The following is a 25,423-nucleotide window of genomic DNA, read 5'->3' on the forward strand; positions in this document are numbered from 1 at the left end:
TAACGCCCCTTTTTTAACCGGATGCTTATTTATTCGCCATGCAGCCTGAAACCCAGTCCTCCGCTTTACCTGCTTATCGCTTCTCCATCGCGCCTATGCTCGACTGGACGGACAGACATTGCCGCTATTTCCTGCGTTTGCTGTCTCGCCAGACGCTGCTCTACACCGAAATGGTGACCACGGGCGCGATTATTCACGGTAAGGGTGACTATCTGGCTTATAGCGAAGAAGAGCATCCGGTCGCTCTACAGCTTGGTGGAAGCGATCCGGCTCAGCTTGCGCATTGTGCAAAGCTGGCGGAAGCGCGTGGCTACGATGAAATTAACCTCAACGTGGGGTGCCCTTCCGATCGCGTGCAAAATGGTATGTTTGGCGCCTGTTTGATGGGCAATGCGCAACTGGTCGCCGATTGTGTTAAAGCCATGCGTGATGTCGTCTCGATTCCGGTGACGGTAAAAACCCGCATTGGTATTGACGATCAGGACAGTTATGCGTTCCTGTGTGATTTCATTAATACGGTTTCCGGTCAGGGCGAATGCGAGATGTTTATTATCCATGCGCGCAAAGCCTGGCTTTCTGGCTTAAGCCCGAAAGAAAATCGTGAGATCCCGCCGCTGGATTACCCGCGCGTCTATCAGCTAAAGCGGGATTTTCCGCACCTGACCATGTCCATTAACGGCGGCATCAAATCTCTGGAAGAGGCGAAGGAGCACCTGCGCCATATGGATGGCGTCATGGTTGGCCGCGAAGCTTATCAGAATCCGGGTATACTGGCCTCGGTGGATCGGGAGATCTTTGGCGCCGATACCACCGATACCGACCCGGTTGCGGTGGTTCGCGCGATGTATCCCTATATTGAGCGTGAATTGAGCCAGGGAGCGTATCTGGGGCATATCACTCGCCATATGCTGGGGTTGTTCCAGGGTATCCCCGGCGCGCGACAGTGGCGTCGCTATCTGAGCGAAAACGCCCATAAAGCTGGCGCGGATGTTGCTGTACTGGAGCAGGCGCTAAAACTGGTGGCAGACAAGCGTTAAAAGTTCGCCAAAAATTAGTCAATCTCACCACGCCCTGTGCAGTCTTGCAGGGCGTTTTCTTTATATATCAAAAACATAAATATTGGCATGATTTTTGTAATAGCTTACCTGACCAAACCCGGTAAGCGCCGTGCCGCCGGGCAATGCCATCTTTATGGGGAGCGACTATGCTGGAACTACTTTTTGTGCTTGGCTTTTTTCTGATGTTAATGGTGACGGGCGTCTCCTTGCTGGGCATTCTGGCCGCGCTGGTTGTAGCGACTGCCGTCATGTTCCTGGGCGGAATGTTCGCCCTGATGATCAAGCTGTTACCGTGGCTACTGCTGGCGGTGGCTGTGGTGTGGGTGATCAAAGCAGTAAAAACGCCAAAAATCCCACAGTATCAGCGCAATAACCGTCGGTTTTACTAAGGTATTGAGCGGTTCGTCACAACCTGGAACTTTGCCCTCACAGGCAAATAGGAATCGATTATTAAATCTGTCATGATTGCGCAGGTAACGAATTCATCGCGCTGTACCCTACATACAGCCGAACAAAAAAAGAAAGGGCTTCCCGGGTGGAAGCCCAATTTCTTTGCAGAGCTATTACGGAATCAGCAGGCTTGAGCCCTGTGTGGCCCGGCTTTCCAGCACCTCATGCGCGCGACGGGCATCTTTTAACGCATAGCGTTGATTTTCAGCCACATCAACTTTAATCACGCCGCTGGCGATCAGTGAGAACAATTCATTGCTGGCTTCGGTCAGTTCTTCACGTGTCGTAATATACCCCTGTAGTGAAGGTCGCGTGGCATACAGGGAACCTTTCTGATTCAGAATACCTAAATTCACGCCAGTGACGGGGCCGGACGCATTGCCGAAACTGACCATCAGTCCCCGACGTTGCAGGCAGTCCAGTGAGGCTTCCCAGGTATCTTTCCCCACGGAGTCATAGACCACGCGGACTTTTTTGCCGCCGGTGATCTCTTTTACCCGTTCGACAATACTCTCCTCACGGTAATTAATTACCTGCCAGGCGCCAGCGTCCAGCGCCCGCTGCGCTTTTTGCGCGCTACCGACGGTACCGATAAGCTTCGCGCCCAGCGCTTTCGCCCACTGGCAGGCGATCAGACCGACGCCGCCCGCAGCGGCATGAAACAGGAAGGGTTCGTCGGGTTTCACTTCATAGGTTTTGCGCAACAGGTAAAAAACGGTCAACCCCTTGAGAAAAGAGGCTGCCGCCTGTTCGAAGGAAATGGCGTCAGGTAAAATCGCGGCTTTATCTGCGGGGACGTTATGGACGGAACTGTAAGCGCCGAGCGTTGACTGCGCGTAGACGACGCGATCGCCCACGCGAATGTGCTCCACGCCGTTGCCGACTTTACTGACCACACCCGCAGCTTCGGTTCCCAGGCCCGCAGGCAACGACGGGGGCGGATAGAGTCCGCTACGGATATAGGTGTCGATGAAGTTGATACCAATGGCTTTGTTCTCAACCTGGATTTCGTGTTCCGCCGGTTCCGTTGGCGTAAACTCCACGGTCTGAAGCACTTCCGGACCACCATGCTTGTGAAATTCAATACGCGTTGCCATGCTTCCTCCAAAAGAAATGTGGTAATCTTTCGACCCAATCACTATCTCGGTAACTCCATTCACTATGGCAGGAAATAAACCCTTCAACAAACCACAGACTGATGCCCGCGACCGCGATCCGCAGGTTGCCGGGATAAAAGTGCCGCCGCACTCGATTGAAGCGGAACAGTCGGTGTTGGGCGGTTTAATGCTGGATAACGAGCGCTGGGACGATGTGGCCGAGCGCGTGGTGGCGGAAGATTTCTATACCCGCCCGCATCGCCATATCTTTACGGAGATGGGGCGCTTGCAGGAAAGCGGCAGTCCTATCGACCTGATTACGCTCGCGGAATCGCTGGAGCGGCAGGGCCAACTGGACAGCGTCGGCGGCTTCGCCTATCTGGCGGAGTTGTCTAAAAATACGCCAAGCGCGGCGAACATCAGTGCTTATGCGGACATTGTGCGCGAACGCGCCGTGGTCCGCGATATGATCGCGGTGGCGCATGAAATTGCGGATGCCGGTTACGATCCACAGGGGCGCAATAGCGACGAACTGCTGGATCTGGCGGAGTCGCGCGTCTTCCAGATCGCGGAAAACCGGGCCAACAAAGACGAAGGTCCGAAAAGCATCGACCAGATCCTCGACGCTACCGTGGCGCGTATTGAGCAGTTGTTCCAGCAACCGCACGATGGCGTTACAGGCGTGGATACCGGCTATCAGGATCTCAATAAAAAGACGGCAGGGTTACAGCGTTCGGATTTGATTATCGTTGCGGCGCGCCCCTCCATGGGTAAAACCACTTTTGCGATGAACCTCTGCGAAAATGCGGCGATGTTGCAGGATAAACCGGTACTGATCTTTAGTCTGGAGATGCCCGGCGAACAGATCATGATGCGTATGCTGGCCTCGCTGTCCCGCGTCGATCAGACACGTATTCGTACCGGTCAACTCGATGATGAAGACTGGGCGCGAATCTCCGGCACGATGGGCATTCTGCTGGAGAAACGCAATATGTATATTGACGACTCCTCAGGTCTTACGCCGACAGAAGTCCGTTCGCGCGCGCGGCGTATTTTCCGCGAACATGGCGGGTTAAGTCTGATTATGATCGACTACCTGCAATTGATGCGTGTGCCGTCGCTTTCTGATAACCGTACTCTGGAAATCGCCGAAATTTCTCGCTCGTTGAAAGCGCTGGCGAAGGAACTACAGGTGCCGGTCGTGGCGCTATCGCAGCTTAACCGCTCCCTGGAACAACGCGCGGATAAACGTCCGGTGAACTCCGACCTGCGTGAATCCGGCTCTATTGAACAGGATGCCGACTTAATTATGTTTATCTACCGTGATGAGGTTTATCACGAGAACAGCGACTTAAAAGGCATTGCTGAAATTATTATTGGTAAGCAACGTAACGGTCCTATCGGTACGGTTCGTCTGACGTTCAATGGTCAGTGGTCGCGCTTCGATAACTATGCGGGACCGCAATACGATGATGAGTAACTCTCCGTCATTCTTTTAACAAGGAATTCAAATGCAAGCGGCAACAGTCGTCATTAACCGCCGCGCTCTGCGACACAACCTGCAACGTCTGCGTGAACTGGCGCCTGCCAGTAAGCTGGTTGCGGTGGTGAAAGCGAACGCTTATGGACACGGTCTTCTGGAGACCGCGCGAACGCTCCCTGATGCTGACGCTTTTGGCGTGGCGCGTCTTGAAGAGGCTCTACGTCTGCGAGCGGGCGGGATCACGCAGCCTATCCTGCTGCTGGAGGGTTTTTTCGACGCCGCCGATCTGCCGACCATTTCCGCGCAATGTCTGCATACCGCCGTACATAATCAAGAGCAGCTTGCCGCCCTGGAGGCGGTGGAGCTGGCGGAGCCGGTAACGGTCTGGATGAAACTGGATACCGGTATGCATCGTCTCGGCGTGCGTCCCGAAGAGGCGGAGGCGTTCTACCAGCGTCTGACGCACTGTAAAAATGTACGCCAGCCGGTGAATATCGTCAGCCATTTTGCCCGTGCGGATGAGCCGGAATGCGGCGCTACCGAACATCAGCTCGACATTTTTAATGCCTTCTGTCAGGGTAAACCCGGTCAGCGCTCTATTGCCGCGTCTGGCGGTATCCTGCTGTGGCCGCAGTCTCACTTTGACTGGGCGCGTCCGGGCATCATTTTGTATGGCGTATCGCCGCTGGAACACAAACCCTGGGGGCCGGATTTTGGTTTTCAGCCGGTGATGTCCTTAACCTCCAGTTTGATCGCGGTGCGTGACCACAAAGCGGGCGAACCGGTGGGCTACGGCGGGACATGGGTGAGTGAGCGCGACACGCGCCTGGGCGTGGTGGCGATGGGTTATGGCGATGGCTACCCACGAGCGGCGCCTTCCGGTACGCCAGTACTGGTCAATGGTCGTGAAGTTCCGATTGTCGGGCGGGTGGCGATGGATATGATTTGCGTAGATTTGGGGCCAAACGCGCAGGATAACGCGGGCGATCCGGTGGTCTTATGGGGTGAAGGTCTGCCGGTTGAACGTATCGCTGAAATGACAAAAGTAAGTGCTTACGAACTTATCACGCGCCTGACCTCAAGGGTGGCGATGAAGTATATTGATTAAATACGCGGCGGGCCGGGTGGCGCTTGCGCTTATCCGGCTTGTATCGCGCATTGGCTGTAGGCCGGATAAGACGTTCATGCCGCTATCCGGTAATATGCGCATCCACCACAACATCCTCTCGATCTTCTCGTCCTTCCGGTTTATTGTGTTATTTCCTGCCCTCTGTAAACCTGGAGAACCATCGCGTGTTTCAAAAAGTTGACGCCTATGCCGGCGATCCGATTCTTTCACTGATGGAGCGTTTTAAAGACGACTCCCGTCACGACAAAGTAAATCTGAGCATTGGCCTGTATTACAACGAAGACGGGATTATCCCACAGCTTAAAACGGTGGCCGAAGCCGAAGCCCGGCTTAACGCGCAGCCGCATGGCGCTTCGCTGTACCTGCCGATGGAAGGACTCAATACTTATCGCCATACTATCGCGCCTTTGCTCTTTGGCGCCGATCACCCGGTTCTTCAGCAACAGCGCGTGGCTACTATCCAGACATTAGGCGGTTCCGGCGCGCTGAAAGTGGGCGCGGATTTCCTTAAGCGTTATTTCCCCGACGCAGGCGTATGGGTGAGCGACCCCACCTGGGAAAACCATATTGCGATATTTGCCGGGGCAGGATTTGAAGTGAGTACTTACCCCTGGTATGACGACGCGACTAACGGCATCCGTTTTAACGATCTGCTGGCCACGCTGAATACGTTACCTGCGCGCAGTATCGTGCTGCTGCACCCCTGTTGTCACAACCCGACCGGGGCGGATTTAACGCCTTCGCAATGGGATGCGGTGATTGAAATAGTGAAAGCGCGCGATCTGATTCCGTTCCTTGATATTGCCTATCAGGGGTTTGGCGCAGGCATGGACGAGGATGCTTACGCTATTCGCGCCATTGCCAGCGCCGGGTTACCTGCGTTAGTCAGTAATTCTTTTTCGAAGATTTTCTCGCTGTACGGCGAGCGCGTCGGCGGCCTGTCCGTGGTGTGTGAAGATGCTGAAATCGCCGCGCGGGTTCTGGGACAGCTAAAAGCGACGGTGCGCCGAATTTACTCCAGTCCGCCGTGTTTCGGCGCTCAGGTGGTCGCTACGGTCCTGGGCGATGAGGCGTTAAAAGCGAGCTGGCTGGCGGAAGTCGACGCGATGCGTAACCGCATTATATCGATGCGCCAGACGCTGGTGAAGGAGCTGAAGGCGGAGATGCCTGACCGCAACTTTGATTACTTGTTACAGCAGCGCGGTATGTTCAGCTATACCGGGTTAAGCGAGGAGCAGGTCGAGCGGTTGCGCGATGAGTTTGGCGTTTACCTGATTGCCAGTGGCCGCATGTGTGTCGCCGGGCTTAATGCTTCAAATGTACACCGCGTGGCGAAGGCATTTGCCGCTGTCATGTAATATTCAGGCCGGACGGCGATAACAGTGCCCTCCGGTCTGACAATAGCTGTTGTGATCATCCTCTTTTTTCGTAACAAAACCGCAGATAATCCTTCCTTTTGACCGTTACTGGCGTTATGGTCAGATAGTTTTTTGAGCAAAGACTCATCTTAATAATTATAATATTTTGAATTTTAAGGGAAAAGCATGAAAAAAATAACCCTGGCGCTGAGTGCCGTCTGTTTATTGTTTACGCTAAACCATTCCGCGAATGCGTTAGTATCTTCCCCTTCGACGCTCAATCCGGGCACTAATGTTGCAAAACTCGCGGAACAAGCGCCTGTCCATTGGGTCTCTGTCGCCCAGATTGAAAACAGCCTCACCGGACGCCCGCCGATGGCGGTCGGCTTTGATATTGACGACACCGTGTTATTTTCCAGCCCCGGATTCTGGCGCGGAAAGAAAACCTACTCCCCGGACAGCGACGATTATCTGAAAAATCCGGCCTTTTGGGAAAAAATGAACAACGGCTGGGATGAGTTCAGTATTCCAAAAGAAGTGGCCCGACAGCTCATTGATATGCATGTTCGTCGTGGCGACAGTATTTACTTTGTCACTGGTCGTAGTCAGACGAAAACGGAAACCGTGTCGAAAACGCTGGCGGATAACTTCCATATTCCGGCGGCGAATATGAATCCGGTGATTTTCGCCGGCGATAAACCGGAACAAAATACGAAAGTACAGTGGCTGCAGGAGAAGAACATGCGTATCTTCTACGGCGATTCGGATAACGATATTACCGCGGCCCGTGATTGTGGTATCCGCGGTATTCGCATCCTGCGCGCGGCTAATTCCACCTACAAACCGCTGCCGCAGGCAGGAGCGTTTGGCGAGGAAGTCATTGTCAACTCGGAGTACTAAAAATCAGGAGAGCGACAGGCTCTCCTTTTTTGCATGATTTTTGCACAAACTTGCCCCGCTGGCTTTTACCTTTTCCAGACTTGCTGCACACTATTCAGGAGACGTTTGTTTTTAGGAAGGAGCAGCCTATGTGGTATCAGCGCACCATTACACTGAGCGAGAAGCCGCGCGGGTTTCATCTGATAACAGATGAAATTACCGATAAATTGTCTGGCTTACCGCCTGTCGAAACGGGTTTGCTGCATCTGTTGTTGCTACATACCTCGGCCTCGCTGACGTTAAACGAAAACTGCGATCCCACCGTGCGCGCTGATATGGAGCGCCATTTCCTGAAAACCGTTCCCGATAATGCGGCGTATGAACATGATTACGAAGGCGCGGATGACATGCCTTCGCATATTAAGTCGTCAGTATTGGGCGTTTCGTTGCTGCTGCCTGTACGCCAGGGGCGTTTACAGTTAGGAACATGGCAAGGTATCTGGTTGGGAGAGCACCGTATTCACGGCGGTCCACGTAAAATCATCGCGACACTACAAGGGGAATGATAATGACCATTTCGGAATTACTGCAATACTGCATGGCAAAACCTGGCGCAGAGCAGAGCGTCCACAGCGACTGGAAAGCGACGCAAATTAAAGTGGAAGATGTACTTTTCGCGATGGTAAAAGAAGTTGAAGGACGCCCGGCAGCCTCTCTCAAAACCAGCCCGGAACTGGCAGAGTTGTTACGCCAGCAGCACAGCGATGTACGACCGAGTCGGCACCTTAATAAAGCGCACTGGAGCACGGTCTATCTGGACGGATCGCTGCCGGATTCACAACTCTATTATCTGGTCGATGCCTCTTATCAACAGGCGGTAAATGCGCTGCCGGAAGATAAACGCAAGCAGTTGCCGCAGTCCTGATTATAGCGCGCCGACCAACAACGCCAGGGCGATATCAATGAGGCGGATGACCGTAGACCGGATACGGCTGCCGAGGGCGATTTGCGCATTATTGGCGCGTAGCCTGGCGAGGTCCCGCTGTCCTTCCAGCAGAATAATCATATCATCGTCGTCCAGCCAGCCGCGAGCATGTTCCTGAAGCGCGCGGGCGATAAACGCGGCGGACTCGCGGATACCGTCGTCGCTGTCTTCTCTTGCCTGCTTATACGCCTGGATAAACTCGGCAATCGCCGAGGAGGCTACAGGATGTTCGGCCCGGGCGGTGGTCATCAGGTAATGTATTTCGTTAATAGACGCCATTTTCATCTCCCTGAGTACAGCGGGCGCCCCAATGCAGACACTCACCCTGTATGGCTAATTTCCAGACCTGATTATTTTGCTGTTGGTATCTCTCAGCCTGGATGTAAGTAAGTGGTTGCTTACGTTGCATAACCCGCGCATAAAGACGCAAATAGTGATTTTTCAGCAGCGCCAGATTATCGAGTCGGTGTTTATCCCCACCTTGACGGGCGACCCGCTCAGCCTGAAAAAATGTCTGGCGGATATCGCGGTCATCCTTGAGCAGTGTCTCTTTTTGCCACGGTATTCGCGCCGCGTCTTGCAGGAAGCGGGTTGAGCGCGCTTGTAATAGCGTCAGTTGTTGAAAAGCCACGGCGCTAAAGCGGTCAGGCAGCGTACAGGCGGCTAAAAACAGGCACAGCAGTAGTGTGATTGCGTAGGGCAACTTCATGGTGTTTTCCATAACAGACCGTTTGCGCTATCACATGTCAGAGCTAGGCGGCACGCAAATCACAAATGCTCAACACGGATACAATGAGGTGGGATGAGGAAAAATGATGCCGCTTCCCAGCGAATCGGAAAGCGGCGTGAAGGTTATTTGAGCATAGGTTTAAGGAAGCGGGCGGTATGCGACGCCTCGCACTCCGCCACGGTTTCCGGCGTACCGGAGACGAGAATTTCGCCGCCGCCGCTGCCGCCTTCCGGGCCGAGGTCGACAATCCAGTCCGCCGTTTTAATGACGTCCAGGTTGTGTTCGATCACCACGATGGTGTTGCCCTGATCGCGCAACTGATGCAGAACGTCAAGCAACTGCTGAATATCGGCAAAGTGCAGGCCGGTGGTCGGCTCGTCGAGAATATACAGCGTCTGCCCGGTGCCGCGCTTCGACAGTTCGCGCGCCAGCTTCACGCGCTGGGCCTCGCCGCCGGAAAGCGTCGTCGCCGACTGGCCAAGACGGATATAGGTCAGCCCCACGTCCATCAGCGTCTGCAGCTTACGTGCCAGCGCCGGAACCGCATCAAAGAACTCACGCGCTTCTTCAATGGTCATATCCAGCACTTCGTGGATGGTCTTGCCTTTGTACTTAATCTCCAGCGTTTCCCGGTTATAGCGCTTGCCTTTGCACTGGTCGCACGGCACGTAAATATCCGGCAGAAAGTGCATTTCGACTTTAATGACGCCATCGCCCTGGCACGCTTCGCAGCGACCGCCGCGCACGTTGAAGCTGAATCGCCCTGGCGTATAGCCGCGCGCGCGAGACTCCGGCACGCCAGCAAAAAGCTCGCGAACCGGGGTAAAGACGCCCGTATAGGTCGCCGGGTTGGAACGCGGGGTGCGCCCGATCGGGCTCTGGTCGATATCGATCACTTTATCGAAATGTTCCAGCCCTTGAATATCCCGATACGGCGCCGGTTCGGCGATAGTCGCCCCGTTTAACTGACGCTGGGCGATGGGGAACAGCGTGTCGTTAATCAGCGTCGATTTACCGGAACCTGAGACGCCGGTGATACAGGTAAACAGCCCTACCGGTAGCGTAAGGGTCACATCTTTCAGGTTGTTGCCGCGTGCGCCGGTGAGTTTGAGCACTTTTTCTGGATTTGCCGGCACGCGTTGTTTCGGCACTTCAATTTTGCGTTTACCGCTCATGTACTGGCCGGTCAGTGATTCCGGTACCGCCATAATGGCTTCCAGCGGGCCTTCCGCCACCACCTCGCCGCCGTGAACGCCCGCGCCGGGGCCAATATCAATCACATGGTCGGCGGCGCGGATGGCGTCTTCATCGTGTTCCACCACAATCACGGTATTGCCAAGATTGCGCAGATGAATCAACGTACCCAGCAGCCGTTCGTTATCGCGCTGGTGCAGACCGATGGACGGCTCATCCAGCACATACATCACGCCGACTAACCCGGCGCCTATCTGGCTCGCCAGACGAATACGCTGGGCTTCGCCGCCGGAAAGCGTTTCTGCCGAGCGGGAGAGCGTGAGATAGTTCAGGCCGACGTTCACCAGAAACTTGAGACGATCGCCGATCTCTTTTAGCACTTTTTCGGCGATTTTCGCCCGTTGCCCGGAAAGCTTGAGATTAGTGAAAAAATCCATCGCATGGCCAATGCTCATATCGGAAATAGCAGGCAGCGGCGTATTTTCCACAAATACATGGCGCGCTTCGCGATTCAGTCGCGTTCCTTCACAGCTGGCGCAGGGGCGATTACTGATGAACTTCGCCAGCTCTTCGCGCACCGCGCTGGATTCCGTCTCTTTATAACGGCGCTCCATATTATGCAGCACGCCTTCGAACGGATGGCGGCGCACGGAGGTATCGCCGCGATCGTTCATATATTTAAATTCAATGTTCTCTTTGCCGGAACCGTACAGCACAACTTTATGTACGTTGGCGCTGAGGCTTGCCCACGGCGCATCCACGTCGAACTTATAGTGTTCCGCCAGCGACTTGAGCATTTGAAAGTAGTAAAAATTGCGACGATCCCAACCACGAATCGCGCCGCCTGCCAGCGACAGGTCGGGATTCTGGATCACGCGGTCCGGATCGAAATATTGCTGAACGCCGAGCCCGTCACAGGTCGGGCAGGCGCCTGCCGGGTTGTTGAATGAGAACAGACGCGGTTCCAGCTCGCGCATACTGTAGCCGCAAATCGGACAGGCAAAATTGGCGGAGAACAGAAGCTCCTCCGCTTTCTCATCGTCCATATCGGCAACAACCGCCGTGCCGCCGGATAATTCCAGCGCCGTTTCGAACGACTCCGCCAGGCGTTGGGAAAGATCGTTACGAACTTTGAAGCGATCGATCACCACCTCAATGGTATGTTTCTTTTGCAGCTCCAGCTTCGGCGGATCGGAGAGATCGCAGACTTCGCCGTCAATACGGGCGCGAATGTAACCCTGGCTTGCCAGATTTTCCAGCGTTTTGGTGTGTTCGCCTTTACGCTCTTTAATAATCGGCGCCAGCAGCATCAGACGTTTGCCTTCCGGCTGTGACAGCACGTTATCGACCATCTGGCTAACGGTTTGCGCCGCCAGCGGCACGTCATGGTCCGGACAACGCGGCTCGCCCACGCGGGCAAACAGCAGGCGCAGGTAGTCGTGGATCTCGGTAATAGTACCCACCGTAGAGCGCGGGTTGTGCGATGTCGATTTCTGTTCAATTGAGATCGCGGGCGATAGCCCCTCAATATGGTCGACATCCGGTTTTTCCATGAGCGACAAAAACTGCCGCGCGTAAGCGGAGAGCGATTCAACGTAACGACGCTGCCCTTCGGCATACAGAGTGTCGAAAGCCAGTGAGGATTTGCCTGAACCCGAAAGCCCGGTCACGACAATCAGTTTGTCGCGGGGGATGACGAGGTTAATATTTTTGAGATTATGGGTGCGGGCGCCCCGAACTTCGATCTTATCCATTCACCTTTCCCGGTAGAGACTCGGATGCCTGGTTTGTTTGAAGGACAAACGGCAGAAACGGCTAATTATGACACAATTTAACCTGTTTGAATATACAGTATTGGAATGCATCTTCAGCTAAAGTATGCAACAATATGAGGTTCGCGCGAGTGACCTGGAACCTGCATCGCAGCTATTAAAATGCTACGTGGAAATGGTACACTCACGCGTTTACACTATTTATGAAACGTATTCAGGAGACTCAATTATGGCCAGCAGAGGCGTAAACAAGGTGATTCTCGTTGGTAATCTGGGCCAGGACCCGGAAGTACGCTATATGCCGAGTGGCGGCGCTGTCGCCAACTTAACGCTGGCTACTTCTGAATCCTGGCGCGATAAGCAGACCGGCGAAATGAAAGAGCAGACTGAATGGCACCGGGTGGTGATGTTCGGCAAACTGGCGGAAGTGGCCGGCGAATATCTGCGTAAAGGTTCTCAGGTGTATATCGAAGGTCAATTGCGTACCCGCAAGTGGACCGATCAGAGTGGCCAGGAACGCTATACGACTGAAATTAACGTTCCGCAGATCGGCGGCGTGATGCAGATGCTGGGTGGTCGCCAGGGCGGCGGCGCACCGGCAGGCGGTCAGCAGCAGGGGGGTTGGGGTCAACCGCAACAACCTCAGCAGCCGCAGGGCGGCAACCAGTTCAGCGGCGGCGCGCAGTCACGTCCACAGCAATCCGCGCCAGCGCCGTCTAACGAACCGCCAATGGATTTTGATGACGACATTCCGTTCTGATTTTTGGTAAAAAAGTCAAAGCGTTATTTGCATTTTCGCTATAGTTCTCGTCTGCTGAAATGCCTGGTGTAAACCAGGCATTTTCTTACCTGGTATTATTGTCTTAGAGCCTATCCCACCAGGCGTTATTGGCGCAGCCAGTTTGGACACGGACAGCGCGCAAAAACCGGAGCGTACACGTAGTACGTGAGGTTTGACTCGCTACGCTCGCCCTTCGGGCCGCCGCTAGCGGCGTTCAAAACGCTAACGCGTTTTGGCGAGCACTGCCCAGGTCCAAAATGGCAAGTAAAATAGCCCTAATGGGATAGGCTCTTAGTATCCCTTTCAAAAAAGAGAAGCGCATATCTTACGGAAAAATGTCGCTTATCGCCTCTGGCCGACTCGCCTCGGCACATCATTATCCAGCCGAAGTTCATAAATGTACTGCAATAACACGGATTGTCTTAAATATGAAAGAGAAAACTCATCTGCAAAATATATAATTTATAGCCATTTTTTGACAACAAAAAGATATTATAAAATAACGTTAGAGAATGGTCGGTATTATCAATAGTTAATTAAATGTTTGCTTTAGCTTGTGATGAGCTCAAATATGATATGTGCATCTTGCTTTATTTTTAATTGCTGAAGATAAAGTTGTTACTTATAGCTGGCTTTATATAAAAAATGGTTTTATTTATGTATTTTTTTTACGCAATTCTGATTTTTTACTCTCCACTTATTATATTTTTAATAATTTAAGTTATATTGAAGTCCCTATGACCCTATGTTTTAATTGTGAAAATTCATTTTATCCTCTGGAGGCAAATTTATTAAATACGTATGGTTATAACGCGTATTAAAAAGAAATATGTCCTTAAAATGATTTAGAGTTTCAATGATTAGCTAACAAATCTATTTATCGGCGGGTGGTTTTAATTTGCTGATGACTATTTTTTATTTATGAGTTGAGAGCTTATGCGATACCTATTATTGGGGGAGATATAGTTAGTGCAATAATTGATGTCTACCTAATTAAAAAATGAAGAGTGTTTTTAATTAAAGCACTCATCTTTGTTGTGGGCGCATAAAAATGGCGTCGTTGTTTTTATTTTTCTGATTACGAGATGTAAGAAAACTGAAATCTATAAAGCGTATTGGTAGCAGGAAGCCAAGGGCGGTAGCGTTCACTTTCTGAATAAGTTGAGCATCCATTATCCTTTCTAATCCACAAAAACATTTTATTCACAATGTAATATCAGGAGACAACATGGAAGACGAAAGTAATCCGTGGCCTAGTTTTGTTGATACATTCTCTACGGTATTGTGCATTTTTATATTTCTTATGTTGGTGTTTGCACTTAATAATATGATTATTATGTATGACAACTCAATTAAAGTTTATAAAGCAAATATAGAGAGTAAGACTAAATCTACTGCTCAAAATAGCGGAGCCAATGACAATTCAAATGCTAATGAAATAATTAATAAGGAAGTGAATACCCAAGATATGTCGGACGGAATGACTACAATGTCAGGTAAGGAGGTTGGAGTATACGATATCGCCGATGGTCAGAAAACTGATATAACGTCTACAAAAAATGAGCTTGTTATTACGTATCATGGCAGGCTGAGAAGCTTTTCAGAAGAGGACACTCATAAAATAAAGACTTGGTTAGAAGACAAAATCAATAGTAATTTATTTATAGAAATGGTTATTCCTCAGGCAGACATCTCTTTCTCTGACTCTCTACGACTGGGATATGAACGGGGAATTATTTTGATGAAAGAGATTAAAAAAATATATCCTGATGTAGTTATTGACATGAGTGTTAACTCCGCAGCATCAAGTACAACGAGTAAAGCTATTATCACGACTATTAATAAAAAGGTGTCAGAGTGAAATATATAAATCATTACCGCTATTTGTTTGTCTGTTTTTTCCTTGCCATACTCCCTTTTTTCGCTTTATCTTTTCCCGGTATAAGAGAGTATGTTTTTGATAACTTCATGGTTTCTGCAATTTACAATGGAGTCATTATTGCCATTTATATTACAGGTTCTTTGTGTGCATTATTCACTATTCTTAAAAATATTTCAGCAAAAGACATATTAATAGCTCAGGACGCCAGTAGAAAAAATAGCATTCTTTCTAACCTCAATCAGGTTTTGTTTGCCGGGGAACCCAAACAGTGTGATTTCAATTTACTGATGGAATTAGATGACAATGTGTCTACCGCCCGTAACCAACGATTGTCATTTATTATGAGCTGTAGCAATGTGTCGACGCTTGTTGGCCTGTTGGGGACGTTTGCAGGTCTGTCTATTACGATTGGTTCAATCGGGAACTTATTGAGCTCGCCATCAGATGTTGGCGGTGATAATGCAAGTAATACACTCAATATGATCGTGACAATGGTAGCGTCGCTTTCTGAACCATTGAAAGGGATGAATACCGCATTTGTATCTTCTATCTATGGTGTTGTTTGCGCCATACTCCTGACCTCACAAAGTGTTTTTGTTCGCAGCTCCTATTCCCTTGTTTCTACGGAAATCAAAAAATTAAAAATCATAAGCAACAGATCCAATAATAAACAACGAAGCCTGCGGGTTGAATCAGAGACGCTTGTAGAATTTAAAGAGTTGTTTAAAGCGTTTTTTGATAACTACCTGACAGTTGAAAACTTACGGGCGCAGGATGAAGAAAAGAAACGAGTGATGCTATCAGATAGCTTTGTCACTTTGCAAAACCGACTATTGGATAACTCAGCAAAACTGGAACAACTTTCTACGCTGATTGATGGTTATCTGGTAAGCAGTAACGAAAATCTCAAAAAATTATCTGACGGTGTAATAACAATTACCTCTCGTTTATCTGAAGGTAATATCCTGCTTGCTGATAATAATGCACGACTGGAGGCAATGAGTACAATACAAAATATTATAGATAAAAAGAATGATTCAATAATGGCATCAGTTGATAAATGTTATCAGGAATCTCTTTCACATGGTAAGACCATAAACGATATTGCCGCTGGCAGTGCCGATATTTCCCATACTCTCGATGGGCTGAGAAAAGAAATGGATGAGGATATGAATAATGTTCATTTAGCGCTATCCGATCTATCGGCTACTGATAAAAAGATTATTACTAATACTAAAGAGATTAGTGCTGAAATGGTTAGCTACCGTGATACCTATATGCCATTAATGGAAAAAATAACATCTATGCATCAGGAAATAGTAAAGCAACGTTTGTTAAACAAGGAGGAAAAAAATGAAGATTAAGATGTTTTTTCTGACGACTGCTTTTATTACACAAAGCACATACGCCAGCGAGCTTCCGGTCATTCCTCTAAGAGATTTAGTTAATGCCGCATTAACGCATCAGCCCTCTGTTGCTGTTTCATATTATGAGACTGAAAAGAAAAACAGTGACTTAGATCTTTCACGGGCAGCACTTTATCCTACCCTGGATCTAACATCTGGCCTTAATAATAACAGAAAGGAGTCGTCAGGTACCGAGAGAAACGTTGAAAATAAGGTTTCCTTATCATACCGAATAACGGATTTTGGAGTGAGGGGGGCTAATATCAGGAAATCTGAATATGAAAGAGATAATAGTAAAACTGACTATGAAAAAACAAAGAATATAGTGTCTCAGGAGGTTGTGACAACCTATTACAACATCAGTAAATATCGTGAAATGATTGATGGCGTAAATCTGGAGAAAGAGTTTTATAAAAAGATGCTGGAAACTTTTTCGCTGCTGGTATCTTCCGGTGTAGCTATGCAATCTGATATGCGTAAAGTACAAGTATCTATCGATGCATTAAATACCAGAAGCATTATGTATCAGTCGATGTTGGATGATGAGATGTATAAAATGCAGAATATGACTGGTCTGAATTTGTCACCAGATTAGATTCAAAGCGATGAAAAATTCAACCTCTTCAAAAAATATATCTTTGTCGAAAGCCCTGAAAAACTTATGGACATGGTGATGAAATACAACGATGACTATAAGATGCTTGTCAATACCCGAAAAGCCGCGACCGAAGATATTAATGCCGCAAAATCATCCTATTTTCCGACTGTAGATCTCGTGTCCAGCTATGTACAGAATAACCCGAGCGGTAGTGCCAAAAAAAGTGATTATGAAGATGAATTTAAAACGGGTATCAATGTCAGTTTCAACATTTTTAATGGGTTCAGAAATTCAGCCCAGGAAAGAAAAATGGTGGCAAGTTACTCGCAGGCTAAGCTGCAAATTGACGATTTTTTGATTAAAACGCGTTATAACATTGATTCACAACTTTCAAGATACGCCGCTGCAAAAGAGACTTACTCAGTGGCGGAACGTTCACATACAAACGCGTTACAGCTTACTGAATTATATGAGCAGGAGTTTCAGTTAGGGCAAAAAAGTTTGCTTGATTTAATTTCAAGCCGTAATGAAGCATTTCAGGCATATGTAAGCATGATCGACAGCAAATATAGCCTGTATATTTTAAAGTTACAGCAACTCTCATTGATTTTTCATTTAATGGATTATTTAAAAGGAAATACTGAAAGTGAGTTAAATGTAATGAAATGAATAGAAGACAAAGCGATCATCTCATGATGATAATTATTTCTTTGACGATCTTAATTATTATCCTTACCTACTTTATAGAAATTAATTCAGTGGTTCATGGTCAGGGCGTTATCACCACTAAAGATAATGCTCAGTTAATATCTCTTTCTAAAGGAGGGACGATACAAGATATTTATGTAGCCGAGGGTGATACTGTAAAAAAAGGAGAACTCCTTGCAAAGGTCGTTAACCTTGATCTGCAAAAAGAATATCAAAGGTATAGAACTCAAAAAGGGTATCTGGATAAAGATGTTAACGAAATATCTTTCATTCTTGATAAAGAAAATGAGAGTGGGTTGATTACCCTGGATGGTACCCGTTCTTTAAGCAATAAAGAGGTAAAAGCGAATATTGAATTAGTGCATAGTCAGATAAGAGCTAAAGAGTTAAAAAAAACCTCTCTTGATTCTGAGATTAGCGGATTACAAGAGAAGCTGAGTTCGAAAGAAAAAGAACTTGCATTGCTTGCCGAAGAAATAAATATTCTTTCTCCACTGGTAAAAAAAGGAATTAGCCCATATACCAATTTTCTTAACAAGAAACAGGCGTATATAAAAGTTAAGTCTGAAATTAATGATATTGAAAGTAGCATCACTTTAAAAAAAGATGATATTGAGCTGGTTGTTAATGATATTGAGGCGCTTAATAATGAATTGCGCTTATCTTTATCTAAAATAATATCTAAAAATCTTCAGGAACTTGAGGTTGTTAACTCTACATTAAAAGTAATAGAGAAGCAGATAAATGAGGAGGATATCTATTCACCGGTTGACGGTGTAATTTATAAAATCAATAAAAGTGCCACTACTCATGGTGGTGTGATTCAGGCGGCAGACTTACTTTTTGAAATAAAACCAAAAGTAAGGACTATGCTGGCCGATGTGAAAATATTACCCAAATACCGTGACCAAATATATGTAGATGAAGCCGTTAAACTGGATGTGCAGTCAATTATCCAACCAAAGATAAAATCGTATAATGCGACTATCGATAATATTAGCCCTGATTCCTATGAGGAAAATACCGGAGGAACAATTCAGCGTTATTATAAAGTAATTATTGCATTCGATGTTAATGAAGATGATTTACGGTGGTTAAAACCAGGTATGACTGTTGACGCTAGTGTAATTACCGGAAAACACAGCATTATGGAATACCTGTTATCTCCCTTGATGAAAGGCGTGGACAAAGCCTTTTCAGAACCAGTTAATACTAAACGATTAGATACACCTTGAGAGTGAATATAATATTATGGGAAATAAAAGCATACAAAAGTTTTTTGCCGATCAAAATTCTGTAATTGATTTATCTTCTTTGGGTAATGCCAAAGGCGCAAAAGTTTCTCTTTCCGGGCCAGACATGAACATTACCACGCCGCGTGGTTCAGTGATCATTGTCAATGGCGCTCTTTATTCAAGTATCAAAGGCAATAATCTCGCTGTTAAATTTAAAGATAAGACTATTACCGGCGCTAAAATTCTGGGCAGCGTAGATTTAAAAGATATTCAACTGGAGAGAATTGACAGCTCATTGGTTGATTCTGCTCAGGTAGAAAAGAAAGGTAATGGCAAACGACGAAATAAGAAGGAAGAAGAGGAATTAAAAAAGCAGCTTGACGATGCTGAAAACGCAAAGAAAGAAGCTGATAAGGCGAAGGAAGAAGCAGAGAAAGCTAAGGAGGCTGCAGAAAAAGCGCTCAATGAAGCGTTTGAAGTACAGAACTCATCAAAGCAAATGGAAGAAATGCTGCAGGAATTTTTGGCTGACAATGTAGCAAAAGACAATCTGGCTCAGCAAAGCGATGCTTCCCAGCAAAATACACAGGCTAAAGCAACGCAGGCTTCTAAACAGAACGATGCTGAAAAAGTTCTTCCTCAACCTATTAATAAAAATACCAGCACTGGCAAAAGTAATAGCAGTAAAAATGAGGAAAATAAGCTCGATGCCGAGTCTGTTAAAGAGCCGCTTAAAGTCACATTAGCGCTTGCGGCCGAAAGTAACAGCGGTAGCAAAGATGATAGTATAACTAATTTTACCAAACCTCAGTTTGTAGGTAGCACTGCTCCCAATGCCACGGTCATTATTAAAATTAATGGTATTGCTGTCGGTCAGGCTGTAGCGGATAGTTTGGGTAACTTCACCTTCACTGCGCCTGAAACATTGACTGATGGAACATACAATCTGGAGGCAGAGGCCAAGACTGCTGATGGAAGCGGTAGCGCCAAACTTGTCATTACTATCGATTCCGTTACCGATAAGCCAACATTTGAACTTTCGCCTGAAAGTAGTGTGTCCGGTCATAAGGGCTTAACGCCGACCTTGACGCCTTCAATTGTTGGTACGGCGGAAGAGAATGCTAAGGTTGACATTTATGTAGATAATAAACTGGTTGCCAGCGTTGATGTCGATAAAGATGGAAACTGGAGTTATGAATTTAAAGATAATGAACTATCTGAGGGCGAAAATAGTATAAAAGTCGTTGCCGTAGATAAAGCAGGTAATAAAAACGAAACGACGGATAGTATCATAACCGACACCATTCCTCCGGAAAAGCCGACGATTGAGCTGGATGATAGTAGTGATTCCGGCATTAAAAATGACAACATTACTAATAGCACCCTGCCAACATTTATTGGTGTGGCGGAACCTGGTTCTACAGTCTCTATTTATCTTGGACTTAAACATCTTGGTGAGGTCATTGTTGCTAAAGATGGGACATGGAGCTATACGCTTACTACGCCGCTCAAGGATGGCGAATACAATATAACAGCAACAGCTACTGATATTGCCGGGCATACCTCAGCGACGGCAAATCTGCCTTTTACTATTGATACACGTATCAGCTATTTCAGCGCTGAGATTGAAACGACTGATGATAGCGGTATTGTCGGTGATAACGTTACTAACAATACTCGCCCAACCTTTACAGGTAAAACTGAGCCAAATGCTATTATCAGTGTCATAAATAGTGAGACTGGCGAAGAGGTTGTTTTTAAAGCGAATGACCAGGGTGAATGGACGTTCAATTTCACTTCAGACTCAGTGGAAGGGATTAACAATCTTACGTTCACTGTTGAAGATGTCGCTGGCAACAAAAAGGATTTTTCCTTTAGTTACGTTATTGATACTATTGCCCCTCTACCTCCGACGGTTTCTTTGGAAGATTATGTTGTTTTGCCGAATGGTATAATTTTATCAGGGAATGATTTACCGGCTTTAGTCGGTACGGCAGAGCCAAAGTCTACCATCTTATTGATGCGAGATGGTAAATTATATGACAGCATTGAGGTCGATTCAAACGGGACCTGGAATTATCAGTTTAGTAATAAATTTCTTCAGGGCGCCTATGATATTGAAATCATTTCTCAGGATGCCGCCGGCAATAAATCCTCTACTGTTAAATATTCTTTTACTATTCAAACTGAAGTTGTACCTCCAAAAGCGGAACTCGATGCCAGTGATGATTCCGGTGCAAAAGGCGACTGGATTACCAATAAACATAATGCTCTGACATTACTGGGAACAGCGGATAGGTTTGCTACCGTAAATATCCTTATCGATGGTAAAACGATAGGCGTGACGACTGCGGATGCAGACGGTAACTGGAATTTTGATATTTCCCGAAATCTGTCTGACAATGTTTATAAGATTACGGTTGAATCCATCGATCCTTTAGGAAGAACGTCATCTGTAGATTATCAGCTTACCATTGATAGCTTTACGCCGATCCCTACTGTTATGTTGCATGATAGCGCTGATTCTGGCGTTAAAGGCGATATGATTACTAAAATTAATACGCCGTTGTTTACCGGGATGGCTGAAGCTAATGCTAAGGTTTCCATCTATGTTGACGGTGTGTTAAGTGGCGAGGCTATTGCTGGCGATGATGGTGTATGGAATTTTCAATTTACCACAGCGTTATCCGATGGCTCGCATGACGTAACGGTAAAGGTAGAAGATATTGCCGGTAATACTGCCTCCTCATCAGCGTATAATTTCCAAATCGTAACGCAAACGCAAAAACCAACAATAGAGTTGGTCAACGATACGGGGGTTGATAATACAGACCATATTATTAATGAAAAGAATCCTGCACTGACAGGGACCGCTGCACCCTATTCAACGGTTAAACTCTATGTTGATGGCGCACTGATCGCTGAGGTCAGAACAAATAAAGATGGCAGATGGGAGTATACCCTGAAAGCCGATCAAGGTTTGGTTGATGGCGATCATAGAATAACCGCTTCAGTTGAAGATATCGCTGGCAACATTGCCCATTCGGATCCTTTCTTAATTAGCGTCGATACTGCTATTTCAATACCGATAGTTTCATTGAGCCCGGATTCAGATTCGGGAATTTCAGATGATAATTTAACGAATATCGTTAAACCTACCTTGCACCTAAAAGATATTGATCCGGACATTATCAGTGTTCAGGTATGGGATGCCGCGTCTGATACGCAGATCGGTGTTGCCACGCAACAACCTGATGGTTCATGGGCCTATACCTTTACTTCAGATTTAACGGAAGGCTTGCATCAGGTTTATGTCAAGGTTGAGGACATTGCGGGTAATAAAGCGAACAGCGCGGTATTCGATTTTACTATCGATACCACAGTATCAACGCCGGTGATTTCCCTGCTTTCTAAGGATGATACGGGGGTTACAGGCGATAACCTGACCAACATCAATAAGCCAGGTTTTGCTATTTCCGGTGTTGATGCCGATGCGCATCGGGTCGTCGTACAGGTGATGCACAATGGCGTGAGCGAAGAGATCGAACTTTCCCACCACAACGGTAGCTGGTTATTTACACCAGGGAATACGTGGGCGGATGGCAGCTACACGTTAACGGTGAAAGTAGAAGATAAGGCAGGAAATACCAACTACTCAGCACCGCTGACGGTCGTTATCGATACCCAAATCGCCATTGATGGGGTGGAACTGGTCAACGATAGCGGCGTGAAAGGCGATAATATGACCAACGACGACCGTCCCCACTTTCGTGTGACGGTACCTACGGATGTCAATGAAGTCCGTCTGAGCATTGACGGTGGTAATTCGTGGGTTCAGGCAACTCCGGGCGTGGCAGGAAGCTGGGAGTATATCTGGCCGACAGACCTGGCAGATGGTCAATACACGCTAACGGTGGAAGCGACTGATAAAGCAGGCAATACAGTGACGAAGACCATCGATTTCGCGGTGGATACCACGCTGTCAGTGCCGGTCATCGTACTGAATAGCGCGGACGATACCGGTGTCCAGGGCGATAACATGACGAATAGCACCCAGCCGACATTTGCCCTGCAGCATATTGATGATGATGCCGTTCGCGTTACGGTCAGCGTGGAGCATGGCGGCGTCACCACCACATTTGACGCCACGAAAGGCACAGGCGGATGGACCTTTACGCCGCCGGCATTATGGGCGGATGGTGATTATACCCTGAGTGTGTCAGTCGAAGATAAAGCGGGGAACACCAGCCATTCTGCATCGCTGACGGTGACGGTGGACACGCAAATCGCCATTAATAACATTGAACTGGTCAATGACAGCGGTATTCCCGACGATAATCTGACTAATAATGTGCGTCCGCACTTCCAGGTGACGGTACCGACGGATGTTAACGAGGTACGCCTGAGCATTGACGGCGGCAAGACGTGGGTAACAGCGGCGCTGAAGGCAGCCGGGGTTTGGGATTATATCTGGCCGGATGATGTGGCCGACGGAGGCTATACCCTGACGGTAGAAGCGACCGATGAGGCGGGAAATAAGACAACACAGACGCTCGATTTCACCATCGATACCACTCTGTCTGTGCCGACCCTCTCGCTGGACAGCGCAGATGACAGCGGCATCGCGGGCGATAATATCACTAATGTTAAAACGCCGGGCTTTACCCTCAACAATATTGATACCGATGTCAGCCGGGTAACAGTGGAGGTAATGCACAATGGCATTAAACAGGAGGTGCCACTGGTTCAGACCGGCGGACAGTGGCGCTTTGCGCCGACCAGCGACTGGGCGGACGGCGACTATATCCTGACGGTGAAGGTAGAAGATAGGGCCGGAAATGTGAAGCAGTCCGCGCCGTTGACGGTGACAGTGGACACGCACATCGCCATTGACCGTATTGAACTGGTTAACGACAGCGGTATCCCCGACGATAATCTGACCAATGAAGCGCGCCCGCACTTTCAGGTGACAGTACCGGCGGATGTTAACGGTGTAAGACTGAGCATTGATGGCGGCAAAACGTGGTTTGACGCCACGCAGAGCGGGACGTCGGGCGTCTGGGATTACACCTGGCTGACGAATGTGGCTAACGGCCCTCACACCCTGATGGTGGAAGCGTCCGACAAGGCGGGAAACAAAACGACGCAGAAACTGGACTTCATCATCGATACCCTGCTGTCAGAACCGACGATTACCCTGGACAGTGCGGATGATAGCGCCGCTGGCGATAACATCACCAACGTTAAGATGCCAGGCTTTACCCTCGGTAATATCGACGCCGACGTGACCAAAGTGGTGGTGACGGTGGCGCATGATGGTAAGAACCAACAGATAGAGTTGATTAAGAACGGCGGTGTGTGGCGCTTTACGCCGGGCGCAGCCTGGACGGATGGCGACTATACGCTGACGGTAAAGGTAGAAGATAAGGCGGGTAATACAAATTATTCTGCGCCGCTGACGGTGACTATCGATACGCAAACGTCTATTGATCGCATTGAACTTCTTAATGACACGGGTATTGTTGGGGATAACCTGACCAATGAAGCACGTCCACAGTTTCATATTACGGTACCGACGGACGTGAACTCTGTGCAACTGAGTCTTGATGGCGGCATCAACTGGGTTAACGCAACGCTGACGTCTGACGGCGTTTGGGAGTATATATGGCCGACAGAACTGGTCGAAAATACGTATACCCTGACAGTGAAAGCAACCGATGTTGCAGGCAACACGGCGACGGAAACGCTCAATTTTATCATTGATACCACATTGTCGACACCGACCATCACGCTGGATAGCGCAGATGATAGCGGCACCGCCAACGATAATAAGACTAACGTTAAAACGCCGGGTTTTATTATCGGCGGTATTGATTCTGACGTGACTCAGGTCGTCGTGCAGGTGATGCGCGATGGTCACAGCGAGGAGGTGGAGCTGACGCAGACTAACGGGCAGTGGCGTTTTGTACCCGGCAGCGCGTGGGCCGATGGCGATTATACGTTGACGGTAACGGTGAAAGATGAGGCGGGTAATATTCGCCACTCAGCGCCGCTGAAGGTCACTGTCGATACGCAAATCGCCATTGACCATATTGAACTGGTCAATGACAGCGGTATTCCCGACGATAATCTGACTAATAACGTGCGTCCGCAGTTCCAGGTGACGGTACCGACGGATGTCAACGTGGTGCGCCTGAGCATTGACGGCGGCAAAACGTGGTTTAACGCCACACAGAGCTCGACGTCGGGAGTCTGGGATTACACCTGGCTGGCTGATGTGGGAGAGGGGAAGCATACCCTGACAGTGGAGGCGACCGACAAGGCGGGAAACAAGGCAACACAGCAACTGGAGTTCACCATCGACACCCTACTGTCAGAGCCGACTATCGCTCTGGACAGCACGGACGACAGCGGAACAAAAGGCGATAACCTGACCAATGTGAATAAGCCGACGTTTATACTGGGCAATATTGACGCGGACGCACGGTATGTCACGGTTGAGGTACAGCATGGCGGCACGAAAGAGGTGCTGACGGCCACCAAAGGCGCGACCGGCATCTGGAGCGTGACACCGACCGGTATGTGGGCGGATGGCGACTATACGCTGACGGTGAGGGTGGAGGATGATGCGGGGAACGTAAAATACTCAGCGCCGCTGACGGTCACGGTTGATACCCA

At 48.5% G+C, this 25,423-nt stretch carries 16 protein-coding genes and 2 pseudogenes; 14 read left to right on the plus strand and 4 right to left on the minus strand.

The window, feature by feature from the left end; translation table 11 throughout:
• Window positions 1-38 precede the first annotated feature (38 nt).
• Both dusA and pspG read left to right on the plus strand, forming a co-directional pair.
• Entirely contained in the window at window positions 39-1,037 is a 999-nt protein-coding gene (gene dusA, locus ABVM99_RS22675; protein WP_023195266.1) for a tRNA dihydrouridine(20/20a) synthase DusA, read from the plus strand.
• 167 nt (window positions 1,038-1,204) lie between these two features.
• Complete coding sequence (pspG, locus tag ABVM99_RS22680; RefSeq protein ID WP_000891414.1) at window positions 1,205-1,447, plus strand: envelope stress response protein PspG; 243 nt, start codon at window positions 1,205-1,207, stop codon at window positions 1,445-1,447.
• 174 nt (window positions 1,448-1,621) lie between these two features.
• On the opposite strand, the gene ABVM99_RS22685 is transcribed toward pspG, so the two are convergent.
• On the minus strand, window positions 1,622-2,605 hold the full coding sequence (locus ABVM99_RS22685; protein ID WP_000235555.1) for a quinone oxidoreductase: 984 nt from the start codon (window positions 2,603-2,605) through the stop codon (window positions 1,622-1,624).
• Window positions 2,606-2,669: 64 nt separating this feature from the next.
• Between ABVM99_RS22685 and dnaB the strand changes: the two genes are divergently transcribed.
• The 6 genes from dnaB to ABVM99_RS22715 all read left to right on the plus strand — a co-directional run bounded on the left by dnaB (window position 2,670) and on the right by ABVM99_RS22715 (window position 8,379).
• Complete coding sequence (dnaB, locus tag ABVM99_RS22690; protein ID WP_000918353.1) at window positions 2,670-4,085, plus strand: replicative DNA helicase; 1,416 nt, start codon at window positions 2,670-2,672, stop codon at window positions 4,083-4,085.
• 31 nt (window positions 4,086-4,116) lie between these two features.
• Complete coding sequence (alr, locus tag ABVM99_RS22695; protein WP_001147297.1) at window positions 4,117-5,196, plus strand: alanine racemase; 1,080 nt, start codon at window positions 4,117-4,119, stop codon at window positions 5,194-5,196.
• Between the two features lie 185 nt (window positions 5,197-5,381).
• Complete coding sequence (gene tyrB, locus ABVM99_RS22700) at window positions 5,382-6,575, plus strand: aromatic amino acid transaminase (RefSeq protein WP_000486914.1); 1,194 nt, start codon at window positions 5,382-5,384, stop codon at window positions 6,573-6,575.
• Between the two features lie 186 nt (window positions 6,576-6,761).
• Window positions 6,762-7,475: an acid phosphatase AphA gene (gene aphA, locus ABVM99_RS22705; protein WP_000724435.1), complete on the plus strand. Its 714-nt coding sequence runs from the start codon at window positions 6,762-6,764 to the stop codon at window positions 7,473-7,475.
• 128 nt (window positions 7,476-7,603) lie between these two features.
• A complete protein-coding gene (locus ABVM99_RS22710) occupies window positions 7,604-8,020 on the plus strand; it encodes a secondary thiamine-phosphate synthase enzyme YjbQ (protein WP_000270393.1) in 417 nt (138 codons plus the stop codon).
• 2 nt (window positions 8,021-8,022) lie between these two features.
• Window positions 8,023-8,379 carry an MmcQ/YjbR family DNA-binding protein gene (locus tag ABVM99_RS22715; protein WP_000155665.1) on the plus strand — a complete coding sequence of 119 codons (357 nt, stop codon included), beginning with the start codon at window positions 8,023-8,025 and terminating at the stop codon, window positions 8,377-8,379.
• Here the strand turns inward: ABVM99_RS22715 and ABVM99_RS22720 are convergent, their stop codons facing one another.
• From ABVM99_RS22720 to uvrA, 3 genes are all read right to left on the minus strand, one after another.
• Window positions 8,380-8,718 carry a hypothetical protein gene (locus ABVM99_RS22720; protein WP_000146597.1) on the minus strand — a complete coding sequence of 113 codons (339 nt, stop codon included), beginning with the start codon at window positions 8,716-8,718 and terminating at the stop codon, window positions 8,380-8,382.
• A complete protein-coding gene (locus tag ABVM99_RS22725) occupies window positions 8,705-9,160 on the minus strand; it encodes a hypothetical protein (protein WP_072101793.1) in 456 nt (151 codons plus the stop codon). The genes ABVM99_RS22720 and ABVM99_RS22725 overlap by 14 nt, the downstream gene beginning before the upstream one ends.
• 131 nt (window positions 9,161-9,291) lie before the next feature.
• Window positions 9,292-12,117, minus strand: a complete 2,826-nt coding sequence (gene uvrA, locus ABVM99_RS22730) for an excinuclease ABC subunit UvrA (RefSeq protein WP_000357722.1) — start codon at window positions 12,115-12,117, stop codon at window positions 9,292-9,294.
• Between the two features lie 247 nt (window positions 12,118-12,364).
• Between uvrA and ssb1 the strand changes: the two genes are divergently transcribed.
• From ssb1 to siiE, 6 genes and pseudogenes are all read left to right on the plus strand, one after another.
• The gene (gene ssb1, locus ABVM99_RS22735; RefSeq protein WP_000168322.1) at window positions 12,365-12,895 is read left to right on the plus strand and encodes a single-stranded DNA-binding protein SSB1; all 531 of its coding nucleotides are present in this window, start codon (window positions 12,365-12,367) and stop codon (window positions 12,893-12,895) included.
• A 1,249-nt stretch (window positions 12,896-14,144) separates the two neighbouring features.
• Window positions 14,145-14,777, plus strand: coding sequence for an SPI-4 type I secretion system auxiliary protein SiiA (gene siiA / locus ABVM99_RS22740; protein ID WP_023195270.1), 633 nt, complete (start codon window positions 14,145-14,147; stop codon window positions 14,775-14,777).
• Window positions 14,774-16,162: a MotA/TolQ/ExbB proton channel family protein gene (locus ABVM99_RS22745; protein ID WP_023195271.1), complete on the plus strand. Its 1,389-nt coding sequence runs from the start codon at window positions 14,774-14,776 to the stop codon at window positions 16,160-16,162. Before siiA ends, ABVM99_RS22745 begins: the two co-directional genes overlap by 4 nt.
• A pseudogene (gene siiC / locus ABVM99_RS22750) lies at window positions 16,152-17,471 on the plus strand (SPI-4 type I secretion system protein SiiC). Before ABVM99_RS22745 ends, siiC begins: the two are co-directional and overlap by 11 nt.
• Complete coding sequence (siiD, locus tag ABVM99_RS22755; RefSeq protein WP_001081935.1) at window positions 17,468-18,745, plus strand: SPI-4 type I secretion system protein SiiD; 1,278 nt, start codon at window positions 17,468-17,470, stop codon at window positions 18,743-18,745. Before siiC ends, siiD begins: the two are co-directional and overlap by 4 nt.
• A gap of 16 nt (window positions 18,746-18,761) precedes the next feature.
• Window positions 18,762-25,423: pseudogene (gene siiE / locus ABVM99_RS22760) on the plus strand (non-fimbrial adhesin SiiE); the annotation flags it as partial.

Origin of the sequence: Salmonella sp. SJTUF15591 (assembly GCF_043356435.1) — a bacterium.
Lineage (GTDB): Bacteria > Pseudomonadota > Gammaproteobacteria > Enterobacterales > Enterobacteriaceae > Salmonella > Salmonella enterica.